Below are 21,507 nucleotides of genomic sequence, written 5' to 3' on the forward strand. Positions count from 1 at the left end.
GGCATGGACTTGGAGCGTAATCATCCTCATCGGTCGACGTTAGGGAGACCGCCGTCCGGAGTGCCTAATAGTCCGGACCAAATACGTCGTTATTGAACTGGGCCGAGGCTTCGTCGTCGTCCATGCTGTTGATCAGGTTTTGCTCGGGATTCGTAAAGCCACCTGCTGAGAGCGCATCTGGCGGCAATGCGCCATAACTGGCGCGATATTTGTTCATTGCAGCCACACTGCCGACATACGCACAGGTGCATCCGGAAGGATCAGCGTAGACATAGTAGGAACGTCCACCCTTTTGCCGCAGCTGGAATTGACTGGGTGGAAACGACATCAGCCGATTCAACATTTCCGGCGTGGTTGCGGCTATGGGGTTAAATCCCGATGAGATCAACAACTGGCCTGTTGACTGCTGAGCGTAGCCGCGTGCACCCGAGGACAGCTGGGCGAGAAGAACGACCGAGACGATGCCTGCAGTAGCGCCGCCCGTAGATCGAAGACTCATTTTTCCCTCCCGGGGCACATAGGCGGACTACCGATTGGAGCCGGGCATGAAACCGAGGGCGGTTATAAATATGCTGTGTAGGAGCCGATCCACACCAGGATCGACATGAGCAAGCCGACGACGCCAGCGTTTTCTGCGAACACGGTGGCGGTGCCGGGCATGCCGAGCCTGAGCTGACTGCGATCGATGGTTTTGGGGATGGAAATCGCCGCCGGATAGGCCTTGGCGCCACCGATCGAGCCGACTCGCGCCAGCGTGCCAGAGACTGCGATCTGACCCTGCCCCACGCCTTGCGGGATGGCGGTGACCGTCGCTTCGTGGATACGGCCCGGGTCGTCGTCGAAAACGAGCTTGACCCGCGCGCCGGGCTTGATGGTCCTGAATCCATTCGGCGGGAACATGCCGGTGATGACGACATCGTTTGCGACGATGAACGACATCACCGGGCGCGCCGACATTGCGCGGTCGCCGACGGACAGCGCCATGATCGTAACGACACCGTCGCCGACGGCGCGGATCGTCGTCTGCTCGAGCTCCCACTTCGCATTGTCGAGCTGAGCCAGGATCTGCGCGACGGTTGTGTTGACGCCGCCGATTTCCGACTCCATCGCCAATTGCGCGCTCTGCTGCGCGGCCTTGGCCGCCTGAAGTTGAAACTCGACCGTGTCGTATTGCGCCTGGACGTCTTGCAGACGAAACGCGGTCTGCGCCTCCTCGCTGACGAGTTTGCGGTAATCGGAAAGCCGCTGGGTGTGAAAGGCGAGCTGCTTGGTTAGCCCATCGACATTCGCCGTCGCCTGCTCGTAATTGGCCTTCAGCTGCTTGACCTGCTGGCGTGCCTGGGCGAGCGACGCTTCGAGCTGGTTGACCTTGTACTGGAACGGCGCCGGATCGATGCGAAACAGCACCGCGCCGGCCTTCACCGGCTCGTTCGGCTTGACCGGGATTTCGATCACCTCGCCGGAAACATTGGGCGCGATCTCCATGACGCGGGAAATCACGACAAAGCTTCCCGACGGGGTCAGGTAATTGAACATCGCGAGGAACACCGCGAGGATGAAGGCACCGAACAACCCCGTGACCGTGCCTGACGCCCAGCCCCATCGCACCAGCTTGAGCCTGGAGAAGACGAGCCAGACCAGGACAAGGTAGAGCATCAGGATGATGAGCACGACTGAATTCCTCTATCTGCCGAGCACCGGGATTCGACACCAACAAGCCCGGTAGCACGGCAGTATCGGCTGAATGCTTGCATCCGCGGCACCGTCGCCGCGCATCCAGCCGATATAAATCCGATCTCTACGAGACGCGCTTGAGGCCGGGAGGATTCCACGTCCCCTCACCAGCCGGCAGAATCGATGGCGGCGTAGTTTTCGGCCAGTACAGTCGCATCACCATATAGACCGGGCCATCTGGCGCCGGCAGCCAGTTTGCCTCCTTGTCCGCTCCCGGTGACTTGTTCTGGACGTAGATCGTCAGCGATCCGTCAGAGCCGAGCTTCATGTGTGGCAGCATCGGCGAGTTGATCAGGTAGCGGCTGATCGGGTTCTTCACCAATAGCTGCGTCTTGCCGTCATACATCGTGACGGACCAGAAGGCGTTGACCGGCGGAAGCTGTCCCGCCGGGAAGGTCAGCGTGTAGTTCGACTTCGAGCAGTCGAGTTCCTTGCCATCGGCATCCACTTTGCCGATAGGGTACATGGCCTCCACTGCATCGTTGCCATAGATACCGGCCTTCGCGGCTGCCGCGCGCAAGAGCCAGTCGCCATGAAAGAATGCGGCATCGCCGAACGCCGAGCCGACGCGCCAGCCGTTGATGTTCTTGCCGAGGGTAGCAACGGCCTCGGTGACCTTGCGTTCGCCCTCCTTCATGCCAAGCAGGATCTCGGCCTTGTCTTCCAGCGACAGGCTGCGGAAATCAAAGCTCTTGCCCGGCCCCACCCCGATCTTGGCGAGTTGCTCGCGGATCCAGCGATCCTCCGGCAGCGCCGGTGCGAATTGAAGCGCGAAATCCAGATATTCGAAGAACTCGGTGCGAACGAGGTCCTTCTCGAATTTGGGGAAGGAAAGCGCGGGGGCGGGCGCGGGCACGGGCTGATTCAGGAAGCTGGAAAGCGGCTGCGCCTTGTAGCCGGCCTGAATCTTCTTGACGGCCTCGATATCGGCCGGGTCAAACAACTGCGTTCGGAAAAGTGCCAGGCAGAAATCGCTGCTCGACCGGAACACCTTCTTGGTGCCGGCTGGCGTCGAGCCAGTCCATCGCGGGCCGACGACCATATAGCTTCCCGCATCGCTGCCCGTGGCGCGCGAGCCGACATAGCCAAAATTGTACGTATTGAGGTCGATCAGCTGCAGCGAATAGTAGCGCTTGGGATCGATCGCCGGCACCGAAAAGACAAGGGGCTCGGCCCGCAGGTCCAGCCATGCGAACGAATACGGCGTGTCGCTGTTGGGCGTGACGACCGCGGTATCTTCGTATGTGTAGACGCGCGCCTCGTTGAACAGCGTATTGAACGGCGCCTTGTACTGCCCTGACGACTTGTCGACCGCGTACTCATACATGATGCCATAGGCCATCACCATAGGCAGGCCATAGATGAAGCCGGCCTCAGCAATGTCCTTGGCCTTGAAGAATCCCGGGCGCTCGGACCACTGGGCCCAAGCCTGGCTTGATTTGGCGCCAGCCGCGGCGATGGTCGCCAATGCGGCGGATCGCAAAAGATTGCGTTTCGTCAGCAGGTAAGGGCTCTGGATCGACCGCTTTTGCATCAAAATACTCCATTTCCGTGGTGGACGGGCATCGCACGCCAAGCGTCTCGTCCGCATGTCTTTTTACCGAAAGCGCAGCTACCCGCTATGCAGATTCGGCAATCTGCGCTCTGGGCACGATGCGATGGCCCGTAGCCGCGCCCGGCTTGTTGCCTGGGTGGGGTCTTCGAACTCCGGCGTGCGACCGCCAGACAGCCTCAAGCGAGGCGCATCAGCCCGTAACTAGCCCGGCGCAACGACGCTGGGCCAAATTCTTCGCAACTCCGTTAGTAGCACGGAGGATAAGGATAGTATCCGCAGACCGGCGGTCGATAGTAATACGGATACGGATGGTACACATAGGCTGCCGCAGCGCCGGCCACTGCGGCGGCTCCGGCATAATACGCCCCTCGATAGGCCGTACGTCGCGCAACACCGGCGAATGAAAGCGGCGTAAATGGAAGGCCGATGATGTCGATGAAGACAGAGGCAGCGCCATCAGCGCCCTTGATGTCGCCTTCGAGAACATCGACGTCGAAGGCCAGGATTTCGCCTTCGAGCTTGGGATTCTTCAAGGTGACAACGACATCCCGCACGCCGCTGCCGTCCTTCTGAAATACGGACACCGTGGCGTTAGGCGGATTCTTTGCAAAATTATCGCTGCCCGATCCCCAATCTTCGACGATATGGCTGGTCAGATCATGGCCGGCCGAGCGAACCGGCCGATCTGCAAATATGATCGCATTTGGCGCGACGCCGGTGAGGACCAGCTTGCCGGGCTGAATATTCGCGCCCCTGGAGTTGAGGACAATCAGCGATGGAACGACCTGGGGTTTGCTGGCTCCGATCGTCTTTAGTGGCGCATGGGGCACCGTGTCTTGCGCTAAGGCCATGCTTGTGACCGTCAGAGCGCCGAGAAAAGCAATCGCACGCATCGTATTCGACAGCATGATTCAACTCCAAAAATCTGGGATCATCCGGGCCTAGGCATGATGGAAGAGAATGGAGGCCGGCTGAATCAGCCAGCCTCCCTTCTTCATCAGTAGCCACCGAACTTGTAGTTGAGGCGAACCGCGAGCAAATTCGCGTCCGTCTTGGTGTTGGTGGTGATCGAGGCGATGGGCGCCAATGACGGCGTCGAGAACGTGTTGCTCTCGTTCACCCGCCATAGATAGTCGTACTCGATGCCAGCGGTCCAATTCGGAGAGAAGCCGTACTCGAAGCCGACACCCACGACGCCACCCCAGCGGGTCCGGCTCGCGAAGGCGAGGCCCGTGCCGGTCACGCTGTCAAGGATGGCAAAGTCCTGGCTACCAACGGCGCCGCCGCCCTTGACGTAGAACAAAGCCTCGTTGACCGCGTAGCCAAGTTGGGCCGTGAAGAGACCCAGGCCGGCGAGGGTCGACTTGTAAGTGCGGGCCGGATCCTGCGCACTGATGCGCGTGTTGCGGATGTTGGCCCAGTCGCCCTGCGCTTCAAGACCGTACACCAATTGTCCGGCCTGCCAGCGGTAGCCAATCTGGCCGCCGACGATGCCGCCGCCCTTGCTATTGCAGCCTTCGGCGAAGACGCCGCCAATTCCATTGATGGCGGTGAGATCGACACACTGATTGCTCCAGCCATACCCGGCGTTCGCGCCGAGATAGAAGCCGGACCAGTTGTACAGCGGCACCGCGATCGGGGCGGCCTTATAGACAGGCCGCGACGGAAGGTCAGCGGCCTTTGCGATACCCGTGAGTGAAACGGACATCACCGCTGCCGCGGAAAGTAAGTAAATTTTCTTCATTGCCTGCAAGCCTCATAAAATTGGAGAACACCTGGGCCATTTGCTATCGACCTTGTCTCAGTCGATATGCAGAAACTGTCACCTCGGACCATTTCACCGCAGTGTTGCACCAAAAACACCATCCCCGCTCACAGCGAGTTGCGAGACCTCACTGTGCGAGACCGACGATATATCTCCGATGGCAACTCTCCGAACAGCGATCGGTAGTGCCCGGCAAACCTGCCAAACTCGGTCACGCCATGGGCCGCCAGGATGTCTGCGAGACTGTCCGATGCGCCGCTCCCGCGGCGGACGTCGTAGTAAACGAGATTTAGCTGCCGCAGCCTCAGATAGTGCTTTGGCGAGAAGCCGAGATAGCGCACAAATGCGCGCAGCAGGGTTCGGTACTCCACTTTGGTGGCTTTCACGATATCCGTGATGTTGATGATTTCCGTCGACCGTGTCCGAACGAATTCAAGTGTCTCCAGAACGATTCGCTCGGACGAGATGGTGTACTTGTTGAGCAGGACAGTTTCGCTCAGGCGATTGTCCCAGACGTAAGCCAGCTCATCCATCAAGGTGCGCTCCGTATCCCGGACCATGATGGGCCGGTCAGCAGGAGCGCAATCACCGAGGGAACGCAGAGCCTGCCTCGATGCCTCGATCAGTCTCGATGCGATCGACTCTGGCAGCCGGACGAGATGCTTGGCGGTCTTCGGCGAATCCTGACTTGTGACGGCGGGGAGGATCTTCCTCGCGATGCTCTCTCCCCTCGGCAGCGACCACGCTACCCATTCGACATGACCGGAACGAACAAAGGTGAAGTGACAATCCGGAGGGAAAATGACCAGGTCCGACGCCTGGCATGACGCGCCATCGAGCACGACGCGATCGTCGAAGTTGGACGACTGGATGATCAGCGTCGTAAAAGCCGGCTCAGTGACGCCATGGACGATCCCCGGGCCACCATCGGCGCCGAATTGAAGGATCGTGCCATTCAATGCGAGATACTTCCCCCCAACGGTGCGAGGACGGGGCGGATTTTAGAAATGTCACCGTCGCGCCTTGAATGGCGTCGGTGTATTGCCCGAAATCATTCAAATCCAAAATCCCGCCCCGTCAGGCGGCAGCTCAAGTGAAGCTGATGCGAGGCTGTGCGGATCGGCAAAATGGCACAAGCGAATTGGCCTGCAGCCCACCGATCGATGCCGCTCGCAGACGATCTACTCCATCTGGATGCCCATCAGCTCCCGCTCCGCTTTCAACACGACAGCAATGGCATCGATGATGCGTTTTTCGGGATTGGCCTTGCAGTAGACGATGACTTCGTGCTCGACGATCTTGCCCTTGCGCAGGTCGAGGTAATGCTTCTTGGCAAGGCCGTTGTACCAGCCGCTGTACCAGGTCGTCAGCGCGTCGGCGTCTTCCTGGAAGGTCCCCGCGAGTTGCGCGCAGGTCAGTTTCTGGACGTCGATGAATCCGTTCGCATCGACATAGGCGGACAGCGGCACCTGGGCCCTGGCTGTAGTCATAGCGGCGATCAGCAGAGTAACGGCAAGCAACAGTCTCGAACGCATTAGTGACCCCATTTGGAATGAATTGGATGTGGAGAGATTTCAGACGGTCCGGATTTCGGAATCCGGACGCCTTCGCCGGAGACCGGCATCCGAGGCGAAACCATCGGCTCGGACGCGGGATCGAAGTCGGTTAGCGGGCATTTTTTCGGGATGAGCGGGGCGTCATCGCCACGCGCTTGCGCATCGTCGCCCAAAACGGCCGCGCAGAGAACACCGCCGGACGCGAAGGTCCGCCGAACAACACCGGAGGTGTTCATCGGTTCACCTTGTTCAGAATCGGTAGTTGATGCCGCCACGCACGATATTCAGGCGATCCGCGCTGACTCCGGTGCCGACGACCTTCGTGTAGAGATACTCGGCCTTCAAGGACCAGTTCGGCGTGAAGCCATATTCCACGCCCAGACCGGCGGTGATGCCCGGACGCCAGGACGAACCCGAACAATCCGGCAGGACGCCAACCGTGCCGCAGGGTACTCCGGCGATGGTCGATGCGCTGGCGGTCGATTTGACGAAGGCTCCGCCGCCGGTTGCGTAGAGCAGCACGTTGTTCATGGCGATACCGACTCGCGCCCTCACCGTCGACAGCGCGCTGATGCTCGACGAGGTGTTCAGCGTGACGCCCTGCCCGAGGCCGAGAATGCTGGGTGTTACGACGGACGAGCCCTTGATGTTGGCCCAGTCCAAATCACCTTCGAGGCCGAGCACGACATAGCCTTGCTGAATCTGCGCGCCAAACGTGCCGCCGATCATGCCGCCGCTGATGTCGTAACCGACACGGTCGAACCTGTTGGCGAACAGCACTAGCGGGTCCTGATTGCCCCAGCCATACCCGCCGTTGACGCCGACGTAAAATCCCGTCCAGTTATAGACGGCGGCAACCGGAGCCGGCGCCTTGTAGGCGGGCGCCACCGGCAAGTCTGCCGCAGCTGCATAGCCGCCCATCATCCCCGAAGTTGCGATCGCAGCTGCAAACTTACCAATCTTGTTCATTGCCGCACCTGAATGATTGAAGATATTCGTACTGCACCAGATCGCATCTTACGTGCGGCGCCCGCTATGCAGTTTCGGACGCCTGTTTTCTATTTGCGCGCCCGTTGCCAAGTTGCCGCAGCGGAAGCACAGCGCGCCAACGGCGTTGGCCACAGGCCCACCTTCGCGAATGGCCTCCGGGTGTCAGGTGAGCGGGCTGACGAATATGCAAATTCAGATAGTCCGGTGATTTTTGGGTGGCGACCCGGCCGCTCTTGGTCTGGCTCAACTTTGCCGAACACCGTCATGGTGACCGGCAGCCTAATTGCGCACGAAATAGAGCGGCGTCCTGAGCGTGAGCTGGTAGGCAGGCTTCGGCACCCACATGATTTGCGCGGTCACGCCAAACAGTCGGTTGTCGTTGTCGTCCATCCGGTCAAGGTCGAGCCGGATGATCGGCTGGGTGAAGGAGGAGACCGACACGCGGTTCGAGAGCTGGGCGCCGCCGAAAACCTGCACGCCCGCGCGGCCCGTAAACTTCCAATTGTTCGGCCATTGGTAGTAACCGCCGACATAGCCCATGATATCCGGATGGATCGTCGCGAGCGGACTGCCGACGATAACCCGCGTGTCCTGCACCCCTGCGATCCACCCACGAGTCTCTTCCTGGTCAAACGCATAGTCGAATTCGAAAATATTGGTAAATGTCGTGGCCGCAAACGGCCCATTCGGAATCGCCTGGGTAACGGTCGATTGCCAGCTCAAGGTCGGAATCGAGCCGCCGTTCTGGTTGTAGAGATTGGCCTGAAATCCAAGATTCCAGCTCGTGATCGCCACGGGCGACCAGCCGGTCATTGGAGTGCCGATCGAACTGGCTGATATGCCGGCATAAAGCGAGACGTTGTCCGTCACGTCGATCGACATGGGAAGGTCGACCACGACGCTCTGGGCGCTCGGAAGCGTCGCTCCGCCAACAATCGCCGGCAAACTGCCGGCATTCGATATCGCGGCCGATTGCAAGGCCGAATTACCGAAGCCGATTGCGAGCGCCCCGGTGGGCACTTTGGCGTAGGAAGTTCTCATATCGAGGTAGATGTTCGGCGTGCTCGACACCCCCTTCGACGAATCATCGTCATCATCGCCCGCACGGGCAATTCCGCCGGAGAAGCCAATCAATACGGCGAGCACCACGCACGCGAAACGAACGCAATTGCGCGTCTCCCGCGCCCCAACTTTCGCAGTGACTTGCAAGATGCACGCCTCGGACAAATCAAGACGCTTTCCTCGAACAGAAGGGCACCGCATCGCGGCAAGCTCCTACGGCAGATCCAGCTCCTTGGTATCCTCGAATGAGGTCGACTCGACCAATGGCGGCTCGGACGATTCCGCGAACCAATGGTGAATGACCGCCGAAGGTATTGCCCGTCGCGGAGTGCAGGGATTGATGGTGCCCGCTGTCACGATGTACCCTTGCTCGAACTTCCGGCGAGCAAACCTCTGGGCGTCGAACTCGGTTGGAAAGCTCTCACTCAATCTCGGATGTCGTTGCGCCGATGCTTTGCGCACTTCCTTCGGCACCTCAAACGAAACAAACCAGGTTTTCGGCAGGTCAGTCGGCACCGGGTCTTCCGATTTGTTTTCCCTGCGGGCTCTCGCCTACCTCTGCCAGTCCGCCCTTCATGCAATTTCGGCACCAAGAACGGAGCCGCGTCCCAGCCCGTCACGCCAGAAAGCGATTAGACCACGGAGCTTCAATAGATCAGACGCAGCTGGAGGCCGGAAAGGCCGACGGTGACATTGATGGCAATCGATCCCTCTACTGAAACGGGCTGCAGCGCAAATGACCGCCCCGAGCCACCGACAAGAACATTGACGCCGGCGCCCAAGCCCAGGCCGATATCACCCGACGCCCCGACATATTCGCCGGCGAGAGCTCCGACCGGAGGGCCTGCTGTCGGGGCAAACACCGCCCAGCCGAGTGCGCCTCCTGCCGAAACGCCGATATCGATTCCGACGGTATTGAGGGCGCCTTCATAGAGCTGAACCGGGAACGGCGGGTTTTGTGTAAAGCGACATGACATCGACTGATGACCGAATATGACAAACCCGACACTGGGGTCGACCTTGCACGCCAGCATGCCGATCTGAGTCCACGATGCCTGTTGGGCGCCTGCGCAAGACACAAAGCTGGACCATGCGCAGAGCACAGCCAGGACTCGTGCGCGCATTTGCTTCCACATCATCTCGAGAAAAACCTCGTTGATCGCAGGCAGGTGTTTTGGCCCTGAACCGCCCTCTGTCGTTTCTAGAGGAGCATGCGCGAAGCCGATGAGGCTATGCAAAATCGGCACGCCGAACCCGCCGTAGGCGAAAAAATTCAGCCCTCGAGGGCTGAATGACGGATGAGAGGCCACTAACTGAGCAGCCCTTTTTTGTATCGTGCGGAACCGCCCCGGCAGAGGCTGGACAAGAACTTGCGATCACCCGGCAGCTGCTCTGCCGAAACTGCATAGTCGATCTCGAAAGCGCGCGCTATTCGGCTTTCAATCCGAGCGTTACCCCCCACCGCGCCTGCAAGTCGCCGCGCGACCATCTGATTCGCGGAGGAAGGCATCCAGATGCTGATCGACACACCGACCGCCGCGCACCTGTCGCAGGTCATTTCGCAGGTGACGGCGCCAGCATTTCTCCTTGGCGCCGTTGCAGCTTTCGTTTCGGTTCTGATCGGGCGGATGAACCGCATCGTCGACAGGCTACAGGCACTGCACGCTACAATCGACGACGACATTTCCCGAGCGCACCCCGACGTGCCGCACCTTAGGCGCCGGGCCGTGCTCTTGAACAAGGCGATCGTTCTTTCGACGATCAGCGCGATCGTCACGACGCTACTGGTGATCCTGGCGTTCGTCTGCACCTTCTTCCAGTTTCGGCATGAATACGGCGTTGCCCTGCTCTTTGTTATTGCGCTGAGCTTCTTCGCGCTTTCACTGGTGGATCTGGTCCGCGAGGCCCGCCTGTCGCTGCATGATCTTAGCCATTGCAAACCAAGCCTAGCAAACGACCCGCTTCAAAATTCAAACCCCAGAGCGCTCCGACCATCCATCATGTGATAGCCGAACGCCTCCGCAGCCGGGTGCTCCTCGTCGGAGAAACGATTTCAACTCCTGGTTGATACCGCTCCACTCTCAGAGAGTCCGTTTCACTCGCCCTGATATCCTATTTTACGACGCGCATCGGATCGACCTGTACCAATTGATCTGCGCGCCGTATCTCAGGGCTACAGCGCGGCAAGACGTTCAGACCTCCATACGGTCTTGGAGCCATCCGAGAGTCGGAAATCAAAAAAAATATTATTAGAATCAATTTCAAATGGCGGAGAGAGTGTCAGTCAATCCCCATTGAAAGATAACACATTTTCGAGTTTTCCGGACCAAAACCCACGGCTTGACCTACGCCGGTATATCGGTGTTCCGCCACTGATAAAGCTCTTCCGCGTCGTCCTGTGGCATCAAGCATAGCTTCGTAGGACAGCGCGACGTACGGTTACGTGGTACGGTGGGGCTTGAGCAGCGTCTGCCCTCCGAAGGCAAATGTCACGCGTTCGAATCGTGTCGGGCGCGCCAATTTCCCTCTATTTCGCAACTTGATGCACGCGCCCAGACTGAAACACTCGTTCCGCCTTGTTCGCGCGAGTAAGCAATCCGAATGACGATCGTCGCGTAGTGCCGATATCTTGGCAGGGGACGATTTTGGGCGTTAGCTCGCCGATCTGAGAGGCGATGGTTTGCAGTAAGAAATGAATTGCAGCAATCGCTCGTGGTGATCAAAAATTATACCCAAACCGGAGCTTAGCCTGATAGCGCTCGTAGTTGATAAGGTCCAACAAGCCCGGAGCGCTGGCGGCTCGGCCGGCAACCTGAGCGTTCCACGCCGCTGAAAGCCATGCGCGTTCAGAAAGCCGTGCATAAAATGTAGGACCGACGAAGAGCGCAGTTTCCCCGAAGGCGCCAACACCGAGGCTCGCATAGCTCCGCATGTAGCGCGCTTCTGCACCGATGAGAACGCCCGGATAAACTTGCACCGCCATCGCCGCGGATGTTCCAAGTTGAGATTGCTGTTCCCAAAGACCCGTCAGGCGCGAGCGGAGCGCCTCGGGCTGGTAGAAAAGATTGAGCGCCGCGAAAATGCGATCGGGTGCAAGTTCTTTGTCTGCGATAATCCAAAAATCGGTGCCGTATCTATCGACTGGCTCTCCGGTGAGGTCGTCGACGCGGCCCCAATGCGGATCGGCGCCGAGGGTCAGCCCGAAGGGCGCCCGCTCGCGATTAAGAACGCGATACCGCATTTCCAGCGATAGCGTGCGATGGCTGTCTCGTGCAGGTCGTCGAGGCCGGGGACTACAGATATGTCGTGATACGCTGCGCCTACTCCGGGTTCAATCGAGAAATCCTGAAACGGGATGAACTTGACCGAGAGTTGCTGCGACAGTGCGGTGTAAGAGCCGGCGCCCTTCCCAAGCCGGGCGGTGCTCTCGCTCTCGGCCTCCCTTTCGCCGACGGCGCTCACGTCGCTGCCCAGCGTGAAGCCGAACAGGTGCGTGGTCTCAAGCTCCTCTGCAAAGCTGGCTGCGGGCAGGATCACGAGTGCTGCCGCGATCGCCAAATGCCTCACAGCGCCCTTCCGCCCATCTGTGACGCCCGTGGCTCGCTGCGAAGTTCTGCGGCGGCATGCCGTACGATTTGAAAGCCGCCTGAAAGCGCGAGGATAGCCATGATCGAGGCAACGATCACGTCTGGCCAGCCGGTCCCGCTGCCGAATACACCGATCGCAGCCAGGAGGACCGCGACGTTGCCGATTGCGTCGTTACGCGAACATATCCAGACGGATCGCATGTTCGCGTCGCCGCTGCGGAAGCGATACAGCATGAGTGCGACGGCGCCATTGGTAACTAGAGCGAGCAAGCCTACCGCCCCCATGAGTTTGGCCCTCGGCAGAATCCCATGATAGGCGTGGACGATAGTCGTTGCTGCTACCCACACGCCCAACGCAAACAAGGTGAGCCCTTTGAGGAGCGCAGCACGCGCCCGCCAGCTTAGCATCAAGCCGGTCACGCTGAGGCTGATTGCGTAGTTCGCGGCATCACCGAGAAAGTCGAGAGAGTCTGCTTGAAGCGAGCTGGAGCCGGCTACCAAGCCGGCGCCGATCTCCACGGCGAACATCCCGGCGTTGACCGCGAGCGCAATCCACAGCGCGCGTCGCCAGGCTGGTAACGTCGAAGCGTCCGCGTCGGCGCAACAGTTATCATGACAATGGTCCGCCATACCGAGACCCGATTGTGCTCTCCTCCGGAGACGATAGTATAGAACCTCTAGTGACTAGAGGAGCAAGAGGAAGATGTCGGAGATGTGGTCGATCGGTGATGCGGCCCGGCGAACCATGATCAAGGTTCCGACAATCCGTTACTATGAAGAGATCGGCTTGCTGCCGTCACCTGGCCGCTCAGAAAGCAATCGCCGCCGCTATTCCGAGGACGCGATCAGGCGACTCACGTTTATCCGGCACGCTCGCGAGCTTGGCTTCGAAGTTGACACCATCCGAGAATTATTGAGATTGCAGGACGAGCCCGATCGGCGGTGTGACGAAGTCGATGCTCTCGCTCGCGAACACTTGGCTGAAATCGAAGAAAAGATCGCGCGATTGACGGCGCTACGGCGAGAGCTGATGCGGATGTTGAAATCGTGCCGAGGAGGCCGAGTAGCCGAGTGTCGAGTTATTGAATCGATTGGGAAGTCCTCCACCTAATCAGCGGTCGGGGACTCTCGAAACCGGTTGGCGTCAGGCCTACCCGGTGAACATCCAGAGTTGCTCGCTGGCCATGTAGCCCGCCAGCAGCATTATGCCAAAGGCGACGATAAGTGTCGCGGCGCCCGCTTCGATCGCGCGCATCGCGAGCATGCCGAACCCTGCCCGCGTCCGGGCGACGCGATTTGCGAGCCCGCGTGCGCTGACCGCGACGGTTGCGATTGCCGCTACAGTCGCGGCGGTGCCCAATCCCATGATCAGCGTCGCGCCTACACCGGTCCAGAACAGGTCCTGGGCCAGCGCGAAGATGAGCACGATGATCGCGCCGGAACAGGGCCGCAGTCCAACCGCGATGACGGCGAACAGGCCTCGGCGCCAGCCGCCCGGGCCGGCGAGTTCCGCCGGCCCGGGCCCATGGGCATGTCCCCAAGCCGACTCGTGATGGTCGTCGTGGCAATGAAAGCTGTGCACGGCGCATCCATCGATCATGCATCGCCCGCCGCGCATGGCCATCGCACCGAACGCCCGGCCTGGCAACTGAACGGTTTGCGTACGCAAAGTCCCGGCCCCTGTAGCCGAAGCAAAAGCAAGCTCGGGCGCACGACGCCAGATCAATTCACGGCAGGCGATCAGAAAAGAGCGACCTTTGACATAGAAAAGCCTGAGACCGATCAGGGTAACGAGAGCATAGCTAGTGATCTCGACCAGGTGGACGGTTAGCCCGATCACCTTGGCGGTTGCGCCGAGCAGAGCCGCAGCGATGGCCACGACAATGATAGCAACGACCGATTGGATGGCTGCAGACACAAATGACAGCACAACACCGCGGCGCCAGGTCTCCTCATTGGCGACGAGGTAGGAGGAGATCACTGCTTTGCCATGCCCCGGACCCACAGCATGAAAAACGCCATAGACGAAGGAAACACCGAACAGCTCCCACATCGCGGCCCCGTCCTCCTTGGCGGCTCGGATGAAGCCCGAGAGAGAACGGTAGAAGGCGGCCTGTTCCGCGAAAATCCAGCCCATCAGGCCGGATGTGGACGCGGCAGTTGCCAAGTGGGGCGCGCCAAACGGCGCGCTCCAGGCCGACACGATACCCATTGTGCAGGCAATGAAGATCGCCGTTAGCGCAGTCAAGGCGATGGTCTGCGATCTGATCATGGGCATTTCACCAGAATCTTGTTGGCGAAGATTTCTCCATAGGTGCTGGAGGGATCCAGCGGCACGGCGTCGAGCTCGCTGAGCCGCGCCTGCTCGGTCGGCGTCGGCTGGTGCGGCAGATCGTAGGTCGCGAGGCATTGCGGCGCACCGCTTAAGGAAACCGGCGTATCTTTGGCGAATTCGAAATCCACGAAGATCGAGGGGTCGTAGACTTCGATCTTCATAGCCTTGGCTGAGGCAGGTGTTTTCAATGGCAGGGTGAAATGCAGCGTCAGCGCAGCATCCTTGTATTCGAGCCAATAGTCGACCGGATCCGCAAACTTCAGCTTCTTGCCGTCGGCGCGTGCATAGGTGAAGTAGTCGTATTCCTTCAGCGAATCCACGTTGGTCTGTGCAAGCGCGGCCAGTTCTTGCCGCGTGTACTGGCCCTTTTTGGCATGCGAGATGCCCTGAAGCGCATAGGCGGAAAACATGTCATCGAAGGTCCAAGCGTGGCGGACGCCGGTCATGCTGCCATCGGCAGCATAGACCACTTCGCTGTGGAACGTGACCCAGACATGGGGATGTGCCTCCGCGCGATTGATAGATAACAACAAGAGAAGGATCGTGCAGCAGCAACATGCGCGTTCGATCATGGTCTATCTGCCGAATCGAGGAATGAGGGCACCCGCAACATGCGGGGACGGCGGTCTCAAATACGCATCAGAGTGTGATAGCGCACCGGTTGACGCGTGCGCCTTGCGTCGCGCTCGCAGTACGTATCCCGCGGACGCACGAATGCAGCAAGGCGTCAGACGGTGGGGGGCGCGCGTGACCGGAATGCCGCGTGACGCGGTTTAATGATTCGATCGGAAACTGGATTGAACGCGCAATCAATCTCGGCGAATTGCAACGGATACAGGCTTGACGGCGCATCGGGTAGTGAGGAAGTCGACAGCAGGAAGCCCGAAAAGCAGATTGGGCAGTTGTCATCATCATCGGCGAGCCGCGGCGGAAGCCGCTCCGCGAAATGCAAGCCTGACCGGGCGTGCGTGACGCCGACGATATCGGTGCGGTCTATCCTCGGGACAGCAAGATCATGCTTGTGAAGATGCGCGAATGACAGCACGAGCTGCAGCCCAAGCGCCGCCAGCGCGAGAAGGGCTCCGCATCGCCGGGTGAAGGACCGTGCCGACATCGTTTTCGCCCCTGCCAAGGAGCCGTTCCCCTTCTGACTTCCCTCGCCCCGAAACTACCGCCATCGGCCAAACGCGCACAATTGCCGCGCGGTATTGGCGACCATTCTGCAATGGACGAGGAAAATATGGCGGATCGAAGGGCTATGAGCGCATCACCCAGACGTTTCCTTTCGAGGGAGCAGTCCCTTTCAGCCCGGTTGTGTCACCCTTGCCGGGCGTGTCATGCGGCCGCTCACTGACCGCGTCGGTCGGTGGAAAGATGCTGTCATATATCGCCCGAGCTTCGCGAATTAAGCGAAGCCGTTCGCGTTCGGATTTCGAAATAAATCCCACGATCTCGCCCAATTGCGTTTCCTCAGGCGCAGCAAGCTTCAAAGCCTTGCCTGAGCAAGTCCTTTGGCAGGTCACGACCAATGAATACAAGCCGAGTCCGGCGGGGCTCCTGCTCCTTCCAGGGACGCCGACTGCCGCCTTCAATGAGCATGTGCACGCTCTGAACGACGAACTGCCGATCGTCATCCTCTATCGAGGCGATACCCTTCATGCGCAGAATGTCCATCCCATAACGCTGGGTGACGCCCTGAATCCATGGCATGAACCTGTTGGGCTTCATCGGTCGATCCGCCACCAGGGACAGGCTCCCGATCCCGTCGTCGTGTTCGTGCTCGTGTTCTTCGGTGAGGAATCCCGGCTCGACTTCGAGGATGCGCTCGAGATTGAAGGCGTCTCGTCCCAATACCTGGCCGAGGTCGATATCACAGCGCTCGGTTCGGTGAATCTTCGCATACGGGTTGAGGTTTCGGATGCGACGCTCGACCGTTGCGAGACCGCTCGCGTCGACAAGATCGACCTTGTTGACGAGAACGATATCGGCGAACGCGAGTTGCTCCTGCGCTTCCGGCGCCTGCTCGATCTGTTCGAGGAGATGCTTGGCATCCGCGACGGTGATGATGGCGTCGAGCTTCGTCTTGCGACGGACGTCCTCGTCGACAAAGAACGTCTGCGCCACCGGCGCGGGATCTGCGAGTCCGGTCGTCTCGACGACAATGCCGTCGAAGGTTCGGCTGCGCCGCATCAGCCCCGCGAGAATGCGAATGAGATCGCCGCGGACCGTGCAGCAGATGCAGCCGTTGTTCATCTCGAAAATCTCCTCGTCCGCGTCGACGATGAGATCGTTGTCGATTCCGACCTCTCCGAATTCGTTCACGATCACCGCAAACCGCTTGCCGTGCGTCTCGGAGAGAATGCGGTTCAGCAGCGTGGTTTTCCCGGAGCCGAGATAGCCGGTCAGAACCGTGACGGGAATTTGAAGTGCCGCATCGGCCATGGTGATGTTTCCCCTCGCGCTTTGTCGGCGGCGCTTTCGCCGTATCATGGCGATCGCTGATCAACGCCTGGTGGGCTTCGCGTCCGGATCGAGCAGACGCCTCAACGATTGATGTGAAATGCCACCCCGACTTCGTTGCGGCCCGCACCGTAATGTTATAACATTACATGTATTGGACCGTCAAATCAAGTAATTCGGAGAGGCGCACTTGTTCCAGTTGTGTCGTGACACTTCAATGCATGCCAATCCGCGGCGGCGGTTTCATTTCGACTTGGCCCATCGATCCGACAGCCCCGTGTGGCAGAAGATCTGCCTTCGACGGTTTCTGCTGATCCTGGTTGGCTTTGCGGCCGCGTCGATCCTGCCCGCGTCTGCGCAGCAAGAGGCAACGAAGTTAAAGGTGGTGGCAACGTTTTCGATTCTCGGTGATTTCGCCAGGAACGTTGGGGGTGATCGGGTCGACGTCACGACGCTGGTCCGCCCCAACGGAGACGTCCACGTCTACACGCCGACGACCGCCGATACGGAGGCGATCAGGAATGCCGGACTTGTAATCGTCAATGGCCTTGGCCTGGAGGGCTGGCTGCCGCGCCTTGTCGAATCGTCAGGCGGCCATGCGACCACCGTCGTCGCAACCCACGGCATCGTACCGCGGAAGGTCTCTGCTGGCGAGATACTGAGCGGTGATCGCAACGCAGGATCGCTGGATCCGCACGCTTGGCAATCCGTTGCGAACGCCGAGATCTATGTCGCCAATATCCGCGACGCCATGGTGGCCGCCGATCCCGCCGACGCTGCAACGTTTAAAGCCAACGCATCGACCTATCTGGCCAAGCTGGGGGCGCTCGATCACGACGTTCGCGAGGCGCTCGCGCCGATCCCTGCCGAGCGGCGCAAGGTGATCTCAACTCACGCCGCCTTCGGTTATTTCGCCGCCGCCTATGACATCACGTTCGTGGCGCCGCAGGGCGTTTCGACCGAAACTGAACCGAGCGCGCGGGATATCGCAACCATCATCACGCAGATCAAGAAAGAGAAGATTCCAGCGGTCTTCCTGGAAAACATCAGCGACCCCAGACTGATGCGCCAGATTGCCTCCGAGACCGGAGCGGCAATCGGCGGAACGCTTTATTCGGATAGCCTGACAGCGAAGGATGGCGAGGCTCCGACCTACATCGAGATGATCAGGCACAATATCAGAACGATCGCGGGCGCCCTTATGGAGTAGCCGCTTGTCCCGCCGCGAGATCCGGCGCTAACGGTTGAGTACACTGCGATCCTTGAACTTGCGGGCAAAACGGTTCGAAATAGGAGAATTGATCCGGTGCGGTTAAGGTCGATCCTTCTGATCTGCGGCCTGTCCATTATCACCATCGCTTCATTGGCGTCGCCAAGGTCTTTTGCCGTGGAGCAATCGTCGGATGTTCCGGCTTGGCTGAGAGCCCATGTCGGAGAAGGCGAAGGTCAAATCGCAAAAGTGGTCTTGCAAAGGGCGCGCGCGCTTTACCAGCAAAAGGTGAGCCAAGGCGCGGTTAAAAATCCCTGCTACTTCGCCATGGACGCGACGCGTCCCAACGATCTAAGCGATGGCAGATTGGGGGGCCGGTTCTACGTCATTTGCGAATCCGAGCGATCGTTTCGCGCGATTTCGGCGGGTCACGGCGGCGGTCGCGATTTGAAGGGGGTCGCAGATTTCGCGAACGGAAGACGGTGCGCGAAGAACTTCGGCAACGCGATGGATTCAACTCTGACGACTGGCGGGGCCTATGTCACCGGCGAGACGAAGACGTCTTTCAAAGGTTACTACCGTATCTCGGCGAAACAAGACGCGGTTCTGATACGCTCGTTTGTTCAGTTTGATGGTGAGGGCGAGACCGCAAATGCCCGACAGCGCGAGATCGGCGGGCACCCGGCCGAGTTGTTGAGAAACGTCTGTCTTCGAAAGGATCCACGCAGTCCGCACGCAAACCACGACGGTTACGTTCCTTTTGGAGCGCTAGAGAATTACGCTGGGGGCCGCAGCAACGGTTGTACCAGTTGGTCGCCATCGGACGCCGGCCAAATCATAGCGATGGTGAAAGATAATCCGACGACGCTTTACATCTATCCTGACTCTGCCGACATCGAGGCCGTCGCGCGAGCGGTTGCGGCCGGCCGGTCACTAACCGGCATGGGACTATATTGGAACGCTTCCTGTTTGAACGAAATCCGCGTTCCGAAATTTTGGCCAAGAGAATCCCTTGAGCCGATCCTGGCTCAGTACAAGAAGGAGCATCCGGCACCGGCGCAACTGCCAACGCCGATTTGCAAGGCACAGTGAACTTCCGCGCTTGTGGCCTGTCTCTCGTGCTGGCTATCTCGCTGATCTCCGGAATAGCAGCGACGGCCTCAAGATGACCCGCTGGTTCAGCACCTGCGGGGAGGTCCAAAGTTTCGTCGGGATTAGGACTCTCTCCTGCCGAGGACAGGAGATCTCAGGGGGCAAATAAACCGCACGATCAGAAGCCACTTACTGAGGAGTGCCGAATGACCATGCGAACCTCGTTGTTGGCTCTTTTCTTTCTGCTTTGCAGTGTAGCGACGGCCGGTGCCAAGGGCAGCGCCGTCACCAAGAATGATCCCTGGAATCCTCATCATATCGACGATCTGCCCGCCGAAATCCGACAATACATCGCTGCCATCTGCAAGGGGCCTGCCAGCGCTCAGAATGATTTTGCAACTTACTCGCCGCAGGAGAAGCGCTGGCGGATAAATCTCGAATATCTTCGATGCGACGGTTTGGGCGAATATCGCCGAGGAAATCAATGTCTGGATATTGACTTTATCGCCGTCGGCTCGCATTTCCGGTTCGCCAGAAAAGACTACAGAGACTGCGGCTTCTGAAGCTCGGCCGGGGCATCGCCGCCTGTGGCAAATGCGCCCCGAAAATAGCCGGAGGCAATAGCCAAGCAGTTCGCCTAGGCCACTGACGATGCCGACGATCGTTCCGCTTGCCTGAAGGCTCGCCAGGTAAGGACCGACGATACTTCGAGAACCTTCGTAGGTGAAGTCGGCAAAGAAGCTCAATATGCCGATCAAAACAATAAACCGGAGGGCGACGCGGCTGTGCTGCGAAGCGGTGCTCATTGCTTCACCCGGATAGTTCCGTGTTGTTTTCTGCAGAACGCTCCGCCGCGCCTCTCGTACCCAGCCATTTTGATCTCCCACCAAGGTTTGACCTTGCAGGAGTCATTGGCCCATCGGGCGTTCCAAGCGAACTCCACCGCCGCACGGATATACGCTTTCAGAATAGACCATTTTGGTGACAAAGTTGAGCGGCCTGCTCGGTTTCGTGCCCGATATCTTGATCGTGCCGAGTTGCAGCCTATTTTCTTCGCAGGTGGTGGAGTTCGCCTTTAATAGCCTCCTGGCCGATAACCCCTGCAGAAACTCTTCGAGGACATCGAAGGCGCCGAGAAGGCCAAGCGCAAGCCTCGCAACGGCGATGCCGTCGAAGGGCTGGGGGATGACGTGGTGGTCAGTGCGGCGGCACGGGCGATCGCACGGAGGAAGGATAACAACACGCTTGAACTCCTTTCCGGACTCGCCAAGATGCATCCGCTCAATGGGCTCATCGCCGCATTGGCGACGTTTCGGCAGCCCAGCACAATATCCGTCCTTATCGATGCACTAAGTGAAGATGAAGTTCGTCAGACGGCGGAAGTAGCGCTAGCCTCGTTCGGACCTGAGGCACACCCGGTCCTTCTGAACGCCATAGCTCGCTTTAAGTTTACGAATCCCCCTCAGAATCCCAACTTCGGAAGTGCTGGAGCCTGTTGCTGTTGCTCGGAAGAAGCTAGGCTCAACTCAAAGGATTTCGAACAACTGCGTTCGTTCATGACGAATTCGGACCTCCAACTGTCGCTGTTGGCGTGCCGAGTCGCCTTGCGCAGCGAATCGAAGCGCGTCCGCTCCGGGGCTCAAGCGCGGCTCGGCGATTTGCGTGAGCGGCCGTCCTGGTTCGAGCGACTGCAGATTGATCAGGACCTCGCCTCGGCCAACGACTGATCATCCGCTGGCGTCATAAGTTGGCGCACTCTCAGCACTTGGGAAACAGAACCCGGATACCGCAAACAGGCAGTCGCCGCTGACCATGTCTTCGATCTGGTGTTTCTTGCGGGATCCACGACACCCATATCGGCCGCGCGTGCCCGGGCCTCCACCTCATCGAGAACAAGGCGAGCTTGCATCTGCCCCCGACTGCAGCGCAGCGAGGCCGGGGCGAGCACAGCCTCTGGCGCTCCGCCGATGCCCATGTAGATGTCGATACCCGTATTGTCGCGGTCGGCCGTATGGATGACGCCAGCGACGTCACCGTCCGTGATGAGGCTGACTGCGGCGTCGGACTTGCGAACCGTCATGATGAGCTCGGCGTGGCGAGACCGGTCAAAGGACAAGGACTGTAATGCGGAGGGCCAGCCTGCAATTGAGATGTATGAGGC

The 21,507-nt window shown here is 59.4% G+C and carries 25 protein-coding genes, 1 tRNA gene and 1 pseudogene; 6 read left to right on the top strand and 21 right to left on the bottom strand.

All coding sequences use genetic code 11. The annotated features are described in order from the left end of the window. Positions 1-64: 64 nt before the first annotated feature. From ACVILL_RS10665 to ACVILL_RS10715, 11 genes are all read right to left on the bottom strand, one after another. Positions 65-499 (bottom strand): hypothetical protein, encoded by a 435-nt coding sequence (locus tag ACVILL_RS10665; RefSeq protein ID WP_456729011.1) that lies wholly within the window; start codon positions 497-499, stop codon positions 65-67. Between the two features lie 62 nt (positions 500-561). Then, positions 562-1,671, bottom strand: a complete 1,110-nt coding sequence (locus ACVILL_RS10670; protein ID WP_456729012.1) for an HlyD family secretion protein — start codon at positions 1,669-1,671, stop codon at positions 562-564. A 127-nt stretch (positions 1,672-1,798) separates the two neighbouring features. Continuing rightward, positions 1,799-3,238, bottom strand: coding sequence for a DUF1254 domain-containing protein (locus tag ACVILL_RS10675; protein ID WP_456734238.1), 1,440 nt, complete (start codon positions 3,236-3,238; stop codon positions 1,799-1,801). 296 nt (positions 3,239-3,534) lie between these two features. Continuing rightward, a complete protein-coding gene (locus ACVILL_RS10680; RefSeq protein ID WP_456729013.1) occupies positions 3,535-4,197 on the bottom strand; it encodes a hypothetical protein in 663 nt (220 codons plus the stop codon). A gap of 89 nt (positions 4,198-4,286) precedes the next feature. Then, a complete protein-coding gene (locus ACVILL_RS10685; protein ID WP_456729014.1) occupies positions 4,287-5,033 on the bottom strand; it encodes an outer membrane protein in 747 nt (248 codons plus the stop codon). A gap of 128 nt (positions 5,034-5,161) precedes the next feature. Then, a complete protein-coding gene (locus ACVILL_RS10690) occupies positions 5,162-6,013 on the bottom strand; it encodes a helix-turn-helix domain-containing protein (protein WP_456729015.1) in 852 nt (283 codons plus the stop codon). 222 nt (positions 6,014-6,235) lie between these two features. Further along, positions 6,236-6,589, bottom strand: a complete 354-nt coding sequence (locus ACVILL_RS10695) for an HdeA/HdeB family chaperone (protein WP_456729016.1) — start codon at positions 6,587-6,589, stop codon at positions 6,236-6,238. A gap of 270 nt (positions 6,590-6,859) precedes the next feature. After that, positions 6,860-7,579 carry an outer membrane protein gene (locus ACVILL_RS10700; RefSeq protein WP_456729017.1) on the bottom strand — a complete coding sequence of 240 codons (720 nt, stop codon included), beginning with the start codon at positions 7,577-7,579 and terminating at the stop codon, positions 6,860-6,862. Between the two features lie 300 nt (positions 7,580-7,879). Further along, complete coding sequence (locus ACVILL_RS10705) at positions 7,880-8,809, bottom strand: hypothetical protein (RefSeq protein WP_456729018.1); 930 nt, start codon at positions 8,807-8,809, stop codon at positions 7,880-7,882. Between the two features lie 66 nt (positions 8,810-8,875). Next, positions 8,876-9,178, bottom strand: coding sequence for a hypothetical protein (locus ACVILL_RS10710; protein ID WP_456729019.1), 303 nt, complete (start codon positions 9,176-9,178; stop codon positions 8,876-8,878). A gap of 131 nt (positions 9,179-9,309) precedes the next feature. Further along, the gene (locus ACVILL_RS10715) at positions 9,310-9,972 is read right to left on the bottom strand and encodes a DUF992 domain-containing protein (RefSeq protein ID WP_456729020.1); all 663 of its coding nucleotides are present in this window, start codon (positions 9,970-9,972) and stop codon (positions 9,310-9,312) included. A 204-nt stretch (positions 9,973-10,176) separates the two neighbouring features. Here ACVILL_RS10715 and ACVILL_RS10720 point away from each other — a divergent pair, with 204 nt between their 5' ends. Together ACVILL_RS10720 and ACVILL_RS10725 are read left to right on the top strand one after the other, a co-directional pair. Further along, entirely contained in the window at positions 10,177-10,668 is a 492-nt protein-coding gene (locus tag ACVILL_RS10720; RefSeq protein ID WP_456729021.1) for a DUF2721 domain-containing protein, read from the top strand. Positions 10,669-11,090: 422 nt separating this feature from the next. After that, positions 11,091-11,181, top strand: a tRNA-Arg gene (locus tag ACVILL_RS10725). A 200-nt stretch (positions 11,182-11,381) separates the two neighbouring features. Here the strand turns inward: ACVILL_RS10725 and ACVILL_RS10730 are convergent. From ACVILL_RS10730 to ACVILL_RS10740, 3 genes are read right to left on the bottom strand one after another with little or no spacing between them, the layout of a single operon-like run. Continuing rightward, positions 11,382-11,903 (bottom strand): hypothetical protein, encoded by a 522-nt coding sequence (locus ACVILL_RS10730; protein WP_456729022.1) that lies wholly within the window; start codon positions 11,901-11,903, stop codon positions 11,382-11,384. Further along, complete coding sequence (locus ACVILL_RS10735; RefSeq protein WP_456729023.1) at positions 11,858-12,220, bottom strand: hypothetical protein; 363 nt, start codon at positions 12,218-12,220, stop codon at positions 11,858-11,860. The genes ACVILL_RS10730 and ACVILL_RS10735 overlap by 46 nt, the downstream gene beginning before the upstream one ends. 5 nt (positions 12,221-12,225) lie before the next feature. Continuing rightward, positions 12,226-12,879 (bottom strand): cation transporter, encoded by a 654-nt coding sequence (locus tag ACVILL_RS10740; protein ID WP_456729024.1) that lies wholly within the window; start codon positions 12,877-12,879, stop codon positions 12,226-12,228. A 73-nt stretch (positions 12,880-12,952) separates the two neighbouring features. Here ACVILL_RS10740 and ACVILL_RS10745 point away from each other — a divergent pair, with 73 nt between their 5' ends. Further along, a complete protein-coding gene (locus tag ACVILL_RS10745) occupies positions 12,953-13,360 on the top strand; it encodes a MerR family transcriptional regulator (RefSeq protein WP_456729025.1) in 408 nt (135 codons plus the stop codon). Positions 13,361-13,399: 39 nt separating this feature from the next. Here ACVILL_RS10745 and ACVILL_RS10750 read toward each other — a convergent pair whose 3' ends face one another. The 5 genes from ACVILL_RS10750 to ACVILL_RS10770 all read right to left on the bottom strand — a co-directional run bounded on the left by ACVILL_RS10750 (position 13,400) and on the right by ACVILL_RS10770 (position 17,026). Beyond that, positions 13,400-14,521: a nickel/cobalt transporter gene (locus ACVILL_RS10750; RefSeq protein ID WP_456729026.1), complete on the bottom strand. Its 1,122-nt coding sequence runs from the start codon at positions 14,519-14,521 to the stop codon at positions 13,400-13,402. Then, entirely contained in the window at positions 14,518-15,156 is a 639-nt protein-coding gene (locus ACVILL_RS10755) for a DUF1007 family protein (protein ID WP_456729027.1), read from the bottom strand. The genes ACVILL_RS10750 and ACVILL_RS10755 overlap by 4 nt, the downstream gene beginning before the upstream one ends. A gap of 155 nt (positions 15,157-15,311) precedes the next feature. After that, complete coding sequence (locus tag ACVILL_RS10760) at positions 15,312-15,698, bottom strand: hypothetical protein (RefSeq protein WP_456729028.1); 387 nt, start codon at positions 15,696-15,698, stop codon at positions 15,312-15,314. Positions 15,699-15,840: 142 nt separating this feature from the next. Beyond that, on the bottom strand, positions 15,841-16,044 hold the full coding sequence (locus tag ACVILL_RS10765; protein ID WP_456729029.1) for a hypothetical protein: 204 nt from the start codon (positions 16,042-16,044) through the stop codon (positions 15,841-15,843). Positions 16,045-16,054: 10 nt separating this feature from the next. Beyond that, a complete protein-coding gene (locus ACVILL_RS10770) occupies positions 16,055-17,026 on the bottom strand; it encodes a CobW family GTP-binding protein (protein WP_456729030.1) in 972 nt (323 codons plus the stop codon). A gap of 235 nt (positions 17,027-17,261) precedes the next feature. Between ACVILL_RS10770 and ACVILL_RS10775 the strand changes: the two genes are divergently transcribed. Then, complete coding sequence (locus tag ACVILL_RS10775; RefSeq protein ID WP_456729031.1) at positions 17,262-18,254, top strand: metal ABC transporter substrate-binding protein; 993 nt, start codon at positions 17,262-17,264, stop codon at positions 18,252-18,254. A 96-nt stretch (positions 18,255-18,350) separates the two neighbouring features. Next, a complete protein-coding gene (locus ACVILL_RS10780; protein ID WP_456729032.1) occupies positions 18,351-19,346 on the top strand; it encodes a hypothetical protein in 996 nt (331 codons plus the stop codon). A 122-nt stretch (positions 19,347-19,468) separates the two neighbouring features. Here ACVILL_RS10780 and ACVILL_RS10785 read toward each other — a convergent pair whose 3' ends face one another. Further along, on the bottom strand, positions 19,469-20,152 hold the full coding sequence (locus tag ACVILL_RS10785) for a hypothetical protein (RefSeq protein ID WP_456729033.1): 684 nt from the start codon (positions 20,150-20,152) through the stop codon (positions 19,469-19,471). 384 nt (positions 20,153-20,536) lie between these two features. On the opposite strand from ACVILL_RS10785, the gene ACVILL_RS10790 reads away from it, so the two are divergent. Beyond that, positions 20,537-21,073, top strand: coding sequence for a hypothetical protein (locus ACVILL_RS10790; RefSeq protein ID WP_456729034.1), 537 nt, complete (start codon positions 20,537-20,539; stop codon positions 21,071-21,073). Positions 21,074-21,124: 51 nt separating this feature from the next. Here the strand turns inward: ACVILL_RS10790 and ACVILL_RS10795 are convergent. Further along, positions 21,125-21,480 (bottom strand): annotated as a pseudogene (locus ACVILL_RS10795) (fructose-bisphosphatase class II); the annotation flags it as partial. Positions 21,481-21,507: the final 27 nt, after the last annotated feature.

This window comes from Bradyrhizobium sp. USDA 3364 (assembly GCF_054056355.1).

Excerpts from the sequence above, each read along its gene's own strand:
- ACVILL_RS10665 (WP_456729011.1), bottom strand. The coding sequence starts at position 499 with ATGAGTCTTCGATCTACGGGCGGCGCTACTGCAGGCATCGTCTCGGTC.
- ACVILL_RS10680 (WP_456729013.1), bottom strand. The coding sequence starts at position 4,197 with ATGCTGTCGAATACGATGCGTGCGATTGCTTTTCTCGGCGCTCTGACG.
- ACVILL_RS10685 (WP_456729014.1), bottom strand. The coding sequence starts at position 5,033 with ATGAAGAAAATTTACTTACTTTCCGCGGCAGCGGTGATGTCCGTTTCA.
- ACVILL_RS10695 (WP_456729016.1), bottom strand. The coding sequence starts at position 6,589 with ATGCGTTCGAGACTGTTGCTTGCCGTTACTCTGCTGATCGCCGCTATG.
- ACVILL_RS10700 (WP_456729017.1), bottom strand. The coding sequence starts at position 7,579 with ATGAACAAGATTGGTAAGTTTGCAGCTGCGATCGCAACTTCGGGGATG.
- ACVILL_RS10720 (WP_456729021.1), top strand. The coding sequence starts at position 10,177 with ATGCTGATCGACACACCGACCGCCGCGCACCTGTCGCAGGTCATTTCG.
- ACVILL_RS10730 (WP_456729022.1), bottom strand. The coding sequence starts at position 11,903 with ATGCGGTATCGCGTTCTTAATCGCGAGCGGGCGCCCTTCGGGCTGACC.
- ACVILL_RS10740 (WP_456729024.1), bottom strand. The coding sequence starts at position 12,879 with ATGGCGGACCATTGTCATGATAACTGTTGCGCCGACGCGGACGCTTCG.
- ACVILL_RS10745 (WP_456729025.1), top strand. The coding sequence starts at position 12,953 with ATGTCGGAGATGTGGTCGATCGGTGATGCGGCCCGGCGAACCATGATC.
- ACVILL_RS10750 (WP_456729026.1), bottom strand. The coding sequence starts at position 14,521 with ATGATCAGATCGCAGACCATCGCCTTGACTGCGCTAACGGCGATCTTC.
- ACVILL_RS10755 (WP_456729027.1), bottom strand. The coding sequence starts at position 15,156 with ATGATCGAACGCGCATGTTGCTGCTGCACGATCCTTCTCTTGTTGTTA.
- ACVILL_RS10760 (WP_456729028.1), bottom strand. The coding sequence starts at position 15,698 with ATGTCGGCACGGTCCTTCACCCGGCGATGCGGAGCCCTTCTCGCGCTG.
- ACVILL_RS10770 (WP_456729030.1), bottom strand. The coding sequence starts at position 17,026 with ATGGCCGATGCGGCACTTCAAATTCCCGTCACGGTTCTGACCGGCTAT.
- ACVILL_RS10775 (WP_456729031.1), top strand. The coding sequence starts at position 17,262 with ATGCATGCCAATCCGCGGCGGCGGTTTCATTTCGACTTGGCCCATCGA.
- ACVILL_RS10785 (WP_456729033.1), bottom strand. The coding sequence starts at position 20,152 with ATGAGCACCGCTTCGCAGCACAGCCGCGTCGCCCTCCGGTTTATTGTT.